This is a genomic window from Marinobacter sp. MDS2 (assembly GCF_030718085.1).
GTDB lineage: Bacteria > Pseudomonadota > Gammaproteobacteria > Pseudomonadales > Oleiphilaceae > Marinobacter.
On the sequence record NZ_JAVAJF010000001.1, the window covers coordinates 1 to 12,666 of the forward strand.

Genomic DNA, 12,666 nt, shown 5'->3' on the forward strand with positions numbered 1-12,666 from the left:
ACCATAGCGGCTTGGAACCACCTGATCCCATCCCGAACTCAGAAGTGAAACAAGCCTGCGCCGATGGTAGTGTGGCACTTGCCCATGTGAGAGTAGGTCATCGTCAGACTCTTAATACCAAAACCCCAGCTTCGAAAGAGGCTGGGGTTTTTTCATTTCTGTTTGCTTGAATTATGAACAGCCGCACATCTATCGACTGAACGTTAAGTTAATATTTCTTTCAGTTCGCCACAATAAAAGACAAGAGCGAGCATGCAGAGACACTCATCAGCTTATTTTCGCCGTTAAACGTTTTTATGGTGGATGGGCTATGAGCATACCAATAAAGGCTACGCTGGCGATTACGTTGGTATGGCCTGCCGCTGTGGTTGCAGGGCTTGAGCCCATCAGCGACCGCCAATTGTCCGAGGTAACCGGTCAGGCATTCGTGTCTGTCGATCGCCAGTTTCATCCTGATCCTGCAGATAATACCGCCTACACTCGTGTGAACCTTGGTATGGATATAGAGGTTCAGACGAATGAGGCTGATTTCCAGCGCCGAGTTTTCCGGCTAAGCTATTACCTGACGCTACCGATATGTCAAACATCGCCAATCGGCAATGTGAGCGAAGCGCATTGTGGCTCTCACGCCAGCCGGATCGAGAATCTGTTCGGCTCCTTTCATACCGGTCAGCAGCATCGGCTCTGAAAACCAGTCGTGGTTAGGGTAATCAATGGTATGCTTCAATCCGCGCGCTTTTAGGTAATCCTGTTTACCAGGGCTTGCGGTGCCTATGGTTTCAGCACCAATGTGTTGTGCAATATCCAAGTGCTGCGAGGCCCACTCCGCTGCCAGCGTTATTAATCAGAACAGTATTTTAGGACTGCTGAGCGGCGCAGATAACGATGGCCTGCCATGCTATCAGGTAATTAAGGGAAATAACGGCCGTCTTTTGAAAAGAGAGGCTATCGGGAATTCAAATATCTGAGACTGCGGCACCTCCACCTGTGAGGCGTGCCCGCGGAATCTTGATAAAGCGAACACAAATGTGGCTTAAGTCGTGGCTCGACTCCGAAGCCAATTTAATCGATCACTCCAGAGACCTCGTCACTCTGCAATAAACGGAAAGGCAGGAATTTCCTGATAGAGGCGCTTGAAGCGCCATGATGCCAGCTAAATTAATTCTTGCTGCATGTACGGCGATGCGACTTTCTTTGACCGGGTTGCAAGTCAGGACACTCTTCAAAATTAAGAACGCCGCTTTCGCCGGCTTTAGGAATGGTTACGCGTTTCATGGAGGCTCTAACGGCTGAAAGAGGATAGAGTTCGAGCACCCCGAAACGCAACAGTTAGTCAATAATTCAGGGACAGGTAATCAATGCCATTTTACGTATGTGCCTGACGGGCGTTAATCTTGGCGCTGTTTCCTTTGGTCATCATGTCATCGAGAACAGGCAAGGGTTTCCCGATGTAATAACCCTGAGCGTATGCCACGCCGAGTTCGTGGAGTTTCTTCAACGTGGCGGCGTCTTCTACAAATTCTGCAATTGTTTTCATACCGAACGCATTGACCATATTGGTTAAGCTTTCAACGAACACCTGATTGTCCGGGTTTTTCTCAAGATCGAGAATGTAAGACCCGTCCAGCTTTACGTAACTCAATGGCAACTTCTTGAGATAGCTGAAAGAGGAGAATCCAACTCCAAAGTCATCCAATGCGACCAAAACGCCTGCTTCGCTGATCTTTTGCAGGTTACTGAGCACCATTTGGAAATTTTCGATGTATGCCGTTTCCGTCAGTTCCACAACGATATATCTCGGCGCTACCTGGTGTTTTTTGAGTAGACTGGAGAGAACTTTCGGGAAATCTGCCGACTGGAGGGTAGGGGCCGAGATGTTGATCGAGAAGGTATAGCTGGCTCCGTTTTGATGGTCTTTCGCTAATTTTTCAACCGCACTGTCTAGCACCCATTCGTCCACCAGGCGAATGAGCCCCATACGTTCAGCCGCAGGAATGAAATCGCTGGGATATACCGCGTTTCCATCTGTGTCCTTTAATCGGAGTAATACTTCGTAGTGGCTGACGGAGGCCTCTTCGATGGCGTAGATCGGCTGGAAATTCAACTGAAACAGATCGTTGCGTTTCAGAGCTAGTTTCAGTAGCGACGTTAAATCATGGTCGCGCCTCAAATTGGCGAGATCGTTGTTGTCCGGGTCGAAGATCTGCCAATGGCCGTTTCCCTTTTTCTTCGCCTGATACATAGCCATGTCAGCGTGGACAATGAGGTCTTGCTCGGTGGTTCCATGCTCATTGACCAGCGCTGCACCAATGCTCACGTTATATTCAACGCTGCGGTTTTCATTTTCCAACACGACCTGACCGGCTAGATTGTGGGACAGTTTTTCAAGGAATTGACTGAGCCGAGAGGCATCGATGTTTGGCAAAATCACGGTGAATTCATCACCGGCTAAACGGCTAATCGAATCACTGGACCTTACACTGTCACCGAGAGTGTTTGCGATTTGGATTAATACCGTATCACCGACAGAGTGACCATAAAGGTCGTTAATCTGCTTGAATCGATTAACATCGATAAAAATGACGGCGCCGGTTTTTTGCGTGTCGAGTAGGTTATGCAAATCATGTTGGAAACACCTGCGGTTACCGATGCCGGTGAGCGGGTCGTTATTGGCCAGCCATTCTAAAGCCTCTTCGTCTCGTTTCCTCTGGGTCAAATCAATGCCAATGGCCAGAATGGTATCCCGACCTTTCTCATCTTCTACGATCGAACATGTCCAATCGAAGTATATGGTTACGCCCTGATCGTTGACGAACTCGGCATCGAACTGAATAACTTCGCAGTCCCCCTCACGGAGGTGGGCCAATTTTCGGTGATACTCTTCCGTAGCCGTATCGTTTGTAAACAATCGGGAAAAATGGCGTAGCGGGCGTTTGAATTCTTTGTCGAATCGCTCATTGCTGGTAAGGATTTCGCTTTCGGGTGTCATGGTGACGATGAACAAATGAGAACTGTCGATGAGTCGCTCAAGAAACGCCCTGGAACGTGACAACATCGCGATCTGACCTTCAAGTGAGAGGCTTTTTTCCTCAACCTCAAGATGCAGAGTTTCAAGCTCACGGATGACGTAACGGGTGCTGCTTTCAAGTTGGGTCACTTCGTCTCGAAAACGAACACGACGTTTCGCGACCTTCTGCAATGCCTGACGGTACTGGTGTTTCGGTAAAAGGGTAAGCGCCTGAACAACCGCGGTAAGGCGGCGCAGCGGGGTCAGCATGATGAATAGCAACACCATTTCGGAAATGATCAGTATGAACAGACCAATGGCGACGCTGGACGTTAAAGCATTGACGAGCAGCTGATGTTGCTCTGTTTCGTCGCTGACCGTAAGCAACACAGGCCTTTCCCCGTAGGCCCAATATTCGGCTAGGTTAAGCTTATCGAACAATAGGCGTGAGCCGTTATGCTCTAACTCGTTGTTAACGATCTGTGAGAAAGGTGCGCGCTCCTGAATCTCACGGAGCTGGGTCAGGGATTCTTCGAAATTGCTTGCAGCCCAAAGTCGGAGCCACCAGCTATCCAGTATGCGTGATGCGGATTCGGAAGATTCGGTGATCGGTGGCAGCAGAACGGCTAAATCCTGGCCTGATATTTGGTGAAAGCGCAGTATGATATCGGCCATATTTTGAGCGGTAACGATGAGAGCCTCGTCACCACTGTCTAGCACAAAGGGTTCGACCACGAACTGAGAGCAACCGGTATAACAGAACAAGAAGGAATCCGGCGAACTGTCCCTGTTGGTTCTCATCGCGGTTGAGATGGCTTCCTCGAGGGCTTTGGTGTTCTGGAATAACGCTTGGTTGTAGCCACTGGCAACATGGGTGCCATCGATGCCGTATATTCCAATGAAGTCGAGCCCGGTGTGTATGTTTAGTTGACTCCATTGCTGTTGTAGCACGTCGGCAAGGGCTGACGGGGTTTCGTTAAAGTCGGCTTGCTGTATGGCTGGCATTTCAGCGATGAGCTGGGACAATTGAGATAATCTCATAAAATTGTCATCCAGCAATTGCATCAATAACTGTTGTTGCTTTACGCGGTTTTCATCAACGCGAGAGTCATACGTGTTCAGGGTGTTATATATATGGTGTGAAACCCAAGCCCCGGTTATCACCAAAAATACGAGGCTGAGGAAGATCACCGCTTTCCATTTGACGCTCAAAAACATGATCGTGCTTCCTGCTGATCAGAATTGATAGTTCAGTGACAGAACATAATAGTTCCAATACTTTTGAAGCTGTTCGTCTTCAATGCCTTTAAAGTCAGGCAGCCAGGCCGTGCCTTCGTTAAAGCTCGCTTGCCCAATGAGTAACCAGTCTTCAGCAAACTTCCATCGGCTGCTAATGGTCCAGCCTTTGCCGTAGCTTCTATGGGGATTGTATTCGAGGCCGCTCTTGCCATCGCCGAACTTCAGCTCTTCGTATCGTAGCAGCCAGGTTGTCCGGGCTGTGGGCAGCCATTCCGCCTGAACGTAGAACCCGTTACTTGTTTCTCCGCTTTGAACGGGGGAGCCGATAATTTCACCTTCGAACTCGGCATCTAGGTAGAGATACTCCGACGTTAATACCCAATCATTGAGGCTGTACTGGACAGAGAAGGTGGTAAGTAGAGCTTCGAATTCCGCAGCCGTAACGTAACGATAGCGGTTGGTTTGTACGTCGCCGGGCGGTGACATCATCATTCTCTGCTGAGCTTCGGCAACGGAGAGTGTGTTATCAAGCTCGATGGTTGTCGATACGACACTGGCACCAAGACGCAGGTCCCGCAAAGCGGCGGGCACAACGTTAATATTCAGCAGATAAATGGGTACATCATCGGCATCGGCCTCTTCGATAGGATAACCAAACGTAAAGTACTCAAAATCTTCACTGTCGATTTCCCTGCGGCCTAGGGTGGCTTCCCACGTTATCTGGTTGTCATATAACAGAGCTGATCCATACAGGTTCAGCCCGTCTGTGGACAGGAGAGGGTCGCGAAACGCGTCAAAATAGATGGAATCCGGAACATTGTAGCCCGGCCGTGCTGAAGGAATGTCCCGCGTTGAGTTGTAAAAGCCGATGTTGTTTTTAACCCTCCCGGCTCGCACCCCAAAGGCTGCATACTGATTACTCCAAATCAGGTAGTCGGCTAACAGGAAGTCTACGCGAACATCGCCGTCATCCAATTCGTCGCGTTGACGACTGAGTATTTGGCCGGCGAGTCGAAAGCCGGTATCGAACTCGATATAACCATTAAGGCCAATTTCACGGAATTTCACCGATCCGTTGTTGGCATCGGTGCCTGCATAGGGGTTGTCAGGACTATACACTGCTGCCTGATTCACAAACCCGTGTATGTGTATATCCTCGTGAAATTCATGTGCACAGGCTTGAGTGCCAATCATTAAAGAGAGCAGAGTGAGGCTTAATTCATGTTTTCTCATTTTTCTTTTTCTCCCAGCACGTGCACGTCTTCGACCGGGTAATCCGCCGATACGTAACCTATTGCTCCTGGCGTGTTCAGAATCTTCACATACATGTCACGTTCGGAGCTCACGACTGTTGGTGGCTTGCCTGTGCCGGTAAACAGCATGCGATTCCATATACGATCCATTTGATGGGCCTGGCTTTTCAGGTGATTGACCACAAATTCCCTGTGTCGAGGATCGGTGCTCGGTAAAACAAAAACATGAATGGGGGCACCGTTCGGCCAGCGTCTGGTTTGCATCGCAAATATTTGATTGAGATACGATGTATCAAGATCTCGGGTGGGAATGTCTTTGTTAATCAGCACTTTCGTTTCTGCAAAAGCACCCCCGCCTGAGAACAAGCCGATACACAGGGCCAGTGCAAAAGCAGGGGGTACCCGGAGCCGTTTAAAAGGTCGTCGCATTATTGTCTTTCACGTTAGTCAACGATTGTTATGCGTTTAGAGCGTTACGTACCGCCGCAGGCGTAATCGGGATTTCCCGAATTCGGACGCCGATAGCCGAGTGTATTGCGTTGGCAATTGCAGGTCCGGTGACCGTGGTAGCCGGCTCGCCCAATCCGACGGGCACTTCGGTACTTTCGACAAATTCGAGCTCCATCTCGGGAACATCTCGTATTCGCATCGGGGTATAGGCGTCGAGGTTCTTGGCCGTAGGTTCGCCGTTTTTATAGTGAGTGCCTTCGTGCAACGCCATGCTGACGCCCCATAATGCCGCTCCTTCCACTTGTGCTCGGGCACCATCCGGGTGGACGACGGTACCTGCGTCGGTCACCAGCGTGAGTTTCTCGAGCTTCACATGGCCGGTTTGCCGGTTTACGCTCACTCTGGCCACGCAGGCCGTCCAGGTGGGCATGTTACGCTCCTGGCCATAGGACGTCGCAACGCCCAGTCCCGTATCTTTTGGCAATTTCTGCCCCCAGCCAGACAGCTCTTTTACGCGCTTCAGTACGTTGGCCTGGCGTGAGGCGCCCCCCACGGAGTTTGGGGCCTCACCGGCATTCTTGCCTTCCGCTTTCAACAGGTTCAGGCGGAAATCGATAGGATCTTTACCGGCGTGCCGCGCTGCTTCGTCCATAAAGGATTCGAGCGCAAAGTTGATCCATCCGGAACCGACGGACCTGAGCCAGCCGGGGCGAAAGGTCGCATTGGCCAAATCATTGGAAATGGCGCGAACACGATGTGGCCCAACGGAATACCAGTGCGCCGCACCCTGAATCGAAAACGGGTCGTAGGGTTCGTCGTTGGCTCCTTTCGGCATAAAGAACGGTGCCATCACCTCGGTGGGCCAACCCGCCGTTGCATGGTGCTCCATGCCTGCCGGTTTGCCATTGGCATCAAACGCCATACGCATGCGCTGATATGAGGCGGAGCGCGGTGAATCAAAGCGAACATCGTCTTCGCGGGTAAAAACCAGCTTCACAGGCTTGCCCAGCTTTTGTGAGGCGAGGGCGGCTGGTACCGCGTAATCGCCGTTCAGTCGGCGTCCGAAACCACCGCCCAACATATAGGTGCGCATCACCACTTTATCTTCTTTTACTCCCAATGCTTTTGCCAGTACCGGAATGATCAAGGATTGCCACTGGTTGCCGGTATGAATTTCCCAAACGCCATCTTTTTCATAGGCCAGGGCATTCACCGGCTCCATTTGTACGTGCAGAACGGTATGAGTAATGTAGTCCTGCTCAAAGATATCCGCAGCATCGTTGAAGGCTTCGTCTACGCCATCGTCGGGGAGCATGATGGAGCCCTTGCCCGGAGACTCGATCAGTTTCACACCGTGATCGAGAATGTCCTGTTCGCTGACATCGGCGGTATCCCCAGCGGCCCAATCTACCTTCATTTTCTCCGCGGCTTTATTAGCGGCATGAAACGAATCGGCAATAACCACGGCCCAGCCCGGGACTGTATCTGTTGGATCATCCAGCACGATGGTTTGTTGATAGCCTTTTACGGATTTGGCTGCATTGTCATCAATGTTGTTGATGGTCGCGCCATACCGGGTGGGCGGAATAAGCGGTCGGCCATAAACCATACCGTCTACTTTTGCGTCCAGTCCGTAGCGACTGGCTCCGTCGGTTTTATCGGGTATATCCAAGGCCCGGGATTCGCGGCCAATCAGACGACGCTGGGTTGCCGGTTTGATGGGCATCTGCTTGAGGTCGTCTGCGGTGTAGGTTCGGCTAAGGTCACCGCGGCTTACGATGTCGCCGTAACTGATGGATTGATCGCCGGCTACAACTTGGCTATTGCGTGCTTCGCACTGATCCGGGCTCACGCCAAGCAAGCGTGCGCCTTCTTCGATGAGGGCCTTGCGTCCGGCAGCGCCGGCCTGACTCAGCGGCGTGAAGTTTTCCCAGACCGACCAGCTGCCACCGGTCACCATCAATCCCCATTTCGGATCACTGTCCACATGATTGAGCTCTACCATGGACCAGTCAGCTTCAAGTTCATCGGCGACGATGCGGGCAAGAGCGGTACCCACATGTTGACCCATTTCGGCCTCGGCAATGTTCACTACAATGCGACCGTCTGGCTCAATGTGATACCAGATGGTGGGCTCGAAGGTTCCTTCTTTAACTACGTCTTCGGGTTGCGCAAAACTCAGGCCTGCGCGGAAAAATGCCAGCGTAAAGCCCGCACCCGCAGCACCGATGAGAAAACCGCGACGACTAACCCGCATGCCTTCATCGGAATCTTGGTTAGCTTCCGTTTTAACGCCTTCGGGCTGGTTGAGATAACGGTAGAACTTACTCATGGGCGGCCGCTCCTGTTTCCTGTGCGGTGTTGCTGCGGGTGTTCATCTCTTCGGCGGCCATTTTGATCGCTTTGCGAATACGCACGTAGGCCATGCATCGACACAGGTTTCCGCCCATGGCGTGGTTAATCTGTTCGTCGGTTGGCTCAGGAAAGTCCTTCAACATTGCCGCCGCCTGCATGATTTGGCCGCTTTGGCAGTAACCACATTGGGGTGTCTGTGTTTCAACCCACGCCTTTTGCAGCGGGTGGTTCCCCTCTGGGTGAAGGCCTTCAATGGTGGTGATCGACGCGCCGGATACCGCTTCGACGGGCGTTATGCAGGAACGAATCGCGCGGCCATTCACCAGCACGGTACATGCCCCGCACATACCAATACCGCAGCCGTATTTGGTTCCGGTCAAATCCAGGTCGTCCCGCAGGGCCCAGAGCAGGGGAGTGTCGTTTTCAATATCAACTGTCACTGCCTGACCGTTGAGTTCGAATTCTGTTGCCATCGTGCTTGCTCCGTTTCGCTAAAACTAAGTCAGAGTTTATGGACGTTGGTCGCGAACCTGTTGCTCCAAATTTGCCCAGGCAGGCTGGTCAGTGTGAGTAGACCGCAGGTACGCCAACAGGCTCGCGATTTGACGGTCGTTCAGAGCCTGACTGAAACCTGGCATCATCGCCTCTGGCATGCCTTCTTTCAGCGACACCCCATTTAGCGTTACACGGATGAGATTGACCGGTGTGGGTGCGCTGATCGCGCTATTCAACGCCATGTCGGGGCGGAGCGCGTTAGGGCTATCCGGTTCGTTGTAGTGACAGGCAGCGCAGGCGTAGGTGAACAAGCGCTCGCCTTCGTCCATCATCGCGGAGGGGTTTTGAGTGTTTTGTGCGTCGCGGATAGCGCTGGCCGAGCTATCGCCGGCTTGTTGCTCACCGGAGGCTTGAGCCAGATCGCTCAGCCAAACGGATAGTGCCCGGAGATCGCTATCTGGCGCTTGCTTTAATCCGTCATGAACGACATCGGCCATTGAGCCGACCGCCACGCCGTGGAAAGGGGAGCCGCCGTTGCGAAGGTATTCATAGGCTTCAGTTTCCGTCCAGCCTGCTGGCGTGCGGTTGCTTGCATTTAAAGCAGGTGCGTACCAGTTATTGATGATAGCGCCGTCCCAAGCTTTGCCAGCGTCTTCAGCGCCTAAAGCGTTACGAGGTGTGTGGCAGGCACTGCAATGGCCGGCGCCTTCCGCAATATAAGCGCCGCGGTTCCACGCCACGCTTTTGCTGGTGTCGGTTTCGTAACGGCCTTCGTCGAAAAACAACAATTTCCAGCCTGCCAACAACAAGCGAATGTTAAAAGGGAATTCCAGCGTGTTCTCAGGCGGTTCCGCCTGAATCGCTGGCTGGGACATCATATAGGCGTATAAGTCGGAGATGTCGTCATCCGACAGTTTGGTGAAATGGGTATAAGGAAAAGCAGGAAACAGATGTGAGCCTGATCGCGTTACGCCTTCGCGCATGGCTCTGGTAAATGCCGCTTCTGACCATTGGCCGATGCCTGTATTCGGGTCAGGCGTAATATTGGTGGAGTAAAGGGTACCGAAAGGCGTTGGCATTGCGCGCCCACCCGCCAGAGGTTTGGTTGGATCGGTTGTGTGGCAGGTTTCGCAATTGCCCAATCCTGCCAGCACTTCACCTCGTTTGATTTGCTCTTCGCTGAACGCGTCAGGATTGGGAGGAGTAATCGGATCTATGGAAGATTCCCAAGCAATTATTAAAAAAATAGCCAGAACCAAAATGCCAAGCGCGACCAAACCTCCAACGATCTTTTTAAACACTGCAGTTCTCCTGTCTGAGCCTGATGACGGTACGGGGTACCTATCAAACCGGTGAGTGACGACGGGATCTGAACAACAAGTGTAGTTTAAAATTAAGAGCTTGCAGGCCTTGTACGTTATTAATCTGTTTCTCGATTGACGATAACGCCTCGCGTTGAATCGAACTGCATCTGTTTAAGGCGATCAACAAACCATTTCAAGCCTTTTCCGGTGTTTCCTCGCGACCAGGCAACAGAAATCTCCGACGGGGGGCGGGGGGTATCCAGTGCAAGTATCTCGAGCCTGCCATCGGCCAGTTCTTGTGTGATTCGATGATGGGGCAAATAGCCTACGCCAAGCCCCTTACACTGAGCTTCAATTTTATGATCGATGGACGGAACGATAATTCGGCTACGCCCATCCAGTAATCCCGAGGAGCGAACAGGTAAGTGTTGCGAGCTGTCAGCAACGATGACGGTAGGATAGTCCAGGATTGCGCTGGTGGGGATTGGTTGGGGAATCTCTGATAGCGGGTGCCCCGCGGCAACGGCAAAATCAAAAGCCACCTGACCCAGCGAGTGGATGCCGAAACCGGTCGTTGGCGGCGCACCCGGCGCACCTATAACCAGGTCACACCGATCGTCGCTCAACGCATCCCAGCTACCACCAAGCACTTCTTCGGTGAGTCGTAACTCGGTTTTGGGTTGTATCCGTTGGAATGCTTCAATCAGTTCATAGATGGCGTCGCAGTTTAATACACTGTCTATCGCAATCCTCAGCTCCACTTCCCAACCATCGGCTGCTCGCCGGGCCATTGCCGTCAGCTCTTCGGTGGCCTTGAGAATCTGCCTGCCTTGCTCCAGAACCAGTCGTCCAACCGGTGTCAGTTCGGCTTTGCGTCGACTACGGTCAAAGAGTGGGACTCCGAGATCTTCTTCGAGCTTATTCACCGTGTAGGAGATGGCTGACGGCACTCGGAATAGCTCTTCGGCGGCTGCCGCAAAGCTTTGTCGGCGGTCAATGGCGTCCAAGGTGAGCAGTGCATCCAGTGTAATCGGGGAAATCATAATCCAGTTTTCCTGATTATATGTTTCAAGTCGTCCCGCTGTTATATTCCGGTGTCATGGACTAACGAATTTGCTGGGCCAAGGTGGCTTTCCTGGCTCAGTGACTAAAGCAATTATGCGATAGCAATCAGATATTCAGAGCCGGACGTTAACGCCGAGTGTGACCGTGTCCCGGTCGTATTGGTAGCGATCGATATTGCTGTCGTTACTCATGTGGCTAAGCTTGGTGGTTACCGCGAAGGTTTGATCGAATTGATATTCCGCATTAATGCCATACGAAAGACGTTGGTCTGATCTTTTCGTTGTTTCGCCGTTCTTGAATGTGTGGGACTGGGCGTAATCACTGTGCCGGAAACTCGCATCCCCTCCTATCTTTAGCGTGCGGGTAATTGCGTAGGAGAGTTTAAGTGCCAGCATATGGCCCATGGGCGACACGCTGTAAAACTCATCTCCGAAATCTCGGTCCTTACGGTCGTTAAAATCAAACCGATACTGCATTTCACCTGACCAGGCGCCTTGTTGAGCCCGGTAACGAGTATCCAAGCGATAATGCTGGCCTTCGTATGCCTCGTATCGGGCTTTATCCGCAAAGATCTGTTCGGCCTCAAGTTTAATTTGGCATCTTGCTTTCAGCGTTTGAGCAGAGCAAGCAGGGGTGGTCCATCCCGCGCTCATGCGAGCCCGCTGTTCCCGGGATGTATCGGCCAGCCAAAGCTGATCGCCCTCAAGGCCGAGGCTGATTCTGTTTAGCCCAAGATTGTAGTGCCAAGCGGTGCCAAGGCGAAGAAGATGTGTGTTGAAATCGTCTTCTTCGAAGTAGTCGCGAATGTAGAACTGTGCCTTCCATTTAAAAGCACTGTTGGCGAGCCGATACGCGTAACCGGAAGCGGCACCGACCGACTCAAGAAAGCCGTCATCGAGGGCGCTTGCGGCAGTATCGGGAAACAAGCCGATGTTTTCTTCATAACCGACGCCTAACGACAGAAATGCTTGCCATTGTTTGGAGGATAGGCGGGCGCCGCCCAGACGTTGAAGTTGCGCCTGGGCGAGTTTTGTCAATTTGGCGTGCTCGTTATCACTTGCAACCAGGTTAAAGTGGTGTCTGGCCACACCTCCGTTGCCTTCCGCCAGCGCAATTAGCCCCAGATTGTAATGGGCCAATGACGATTGTTTTGTGCCGACAAGCTTTGAGAATGCTTGTCTGGACTGCTCATATTCCGCCAGCTTGTAGTACACAACCCCAAGGTTGTAGTTCAAAGCGAGGGATTGAACTCCTTTGCGTTGGGCGGATACGAGCAGCTGTTTTGCTTCAGTGAGATTCCCTTGCTGAAACGCCATTACACCAGATCGGAACTCACGTTTGCCTTCAACCTGTTCGGTCGCCATAGCGACCGAACACAGGCTGAAGCTGAGAGCGAAAATCAGAGATTTAGTCAGACGACACGACAAAAGCAGATCCCTTAATACTGGCACGGTGCTGGCACATTAAGGGATAGCTTATCTTATTAGCGAGGAAAAAG

Annotated in this window: 9 protein-coding genes and 1 rRNA gene; 2 read left to right on the plus strand and 8 right to left on the minus strand. The window is 52.0% G+C overall.

The features are described 5' to 3' along the window. Together rrf and Q9245_RS15935 are read left to right on the plus strand one after the other, a co-directional pair. Positions 1–109, plus strand: a 5S ribosomal RNA gene (gene rrf / locus Q9245_RS00005); the annotation flags it as partial. A gap of 201 nt (positions 110–310) precedes the next feature. Then, a complete protein-coding gene (locus Q9245_RS15935) occupies positions 311–688 on the plus strand; it encodes a hypothetical protein (protein WP_371824773.1) in 378 nt (125 codons plus the stop codon). Positions 689–1,366: 678 nt separating this feature from the next. Here Q9245_RS15935 and Q9245_RS00015 read toward each other — a convergent pair. The 8 genes from Q9245_RS00015 to Q9245_RS00050 form a co-directional block, all read right to left on the minus strand. After that, positions 1,367–4,225, minus strand: coding sequence for an EAL domain-containing protein (locus tag Q9245_RS00015; protein ID WP_371824774.1), 2,859 nt, complete (start codon positions 4,223–4,225; stop codon positions 1,367–1,369). Between the two features lie 18 nt (positions 4,226–4,243). After that, positions 4,244–5,479: a hypothetical protein gene (locus tag Q9245_RS00020; protein ID WP_305895239.1), complete on the minus strand. Its 1,236-nt coding sequence runs from the start codon at positions 5,477–5,479 to the stop codon at positions 4,244–4,246. Next, the gene (locus tag Q9245_RS00025; protein WP_305895240.1) at positions 5,476–5,829 is read right to left on the minus strand and encodes a substrate-binding domain-containing protein; all 354 of its coding nucleotides are present in this window, start codon (positions 5,827–5,829) and stop codon (positions 5,476–5,478) included. Before Q9245_RS00025 ends, Q9245_RS00020 begins: the two co-directional genes overlap by 4 nt. A gap of 127 nt (positions 5,830–5,956) precedes the next feature. After that, on the minus strand, positions 5,957–8,281 hold the full coding sequence (locus Q9245_RS00030; RefSeq protein ID WP_305895241.1) for a xanthine dehydrogenase family protein molybdopterin-binding subunit: 2,325 nt from the start codon (positions 8,279–8,281) through the stop codon (positions 5,957–5,959). Further along, the gene (locus Q9245_RS00035) at positions 8,274–8,777 is read right to left on the minus strand and encodes a (2Fe-2S)-binding protein (protein WP_305895242.1); all 504 of its coding nucleotides are present in this window, start codon (positions 8,775–8,777) and stop codon (positions 8,274–8,276) included. Before Q9245_RS00035 ends, Q9245_RS00030 begins: the two co-directional genes overlap by 8 nt. 36 nt (positions 8,778–8,813) lie before the next feature. Continuing rightward, a complete protein-coding gene (locus Q9245_RS00040; RefSeq protein ID WP_305895243.1) occupies positions 8,814–10,100 on the minus strand; it encodes a cytochrome c in 1,287 nt (428 codons plus the stop codon). A gap of 119 nt (positions 10,101–10,219) precedes the next feature. Beyond that, complete coding sequence (locus Q9245_RS00045) at positions 10,220–11,146, minus strand: LysR family transcriptional regulator (RefSeq protein WP_305895244.1); 927 nt, start codon at positions 11,144–11,146, stop codon at positions 10,220–10,222. Between the two features lie 135 nt (positions 11,147–11,281). Beyond that, positions 11,282–12,532, minus strand: coding sequence for an outer membrane beta-barrel protein (locus Q9245_RS00050; RefSeq protein ID WP_305895245.1), 1,251 nt, complete (start codon positions 12,530–12,532; stop codon positions 11,282–11,284). Positions 12,533–12,666: the final 134 nt, after the last annotated feature.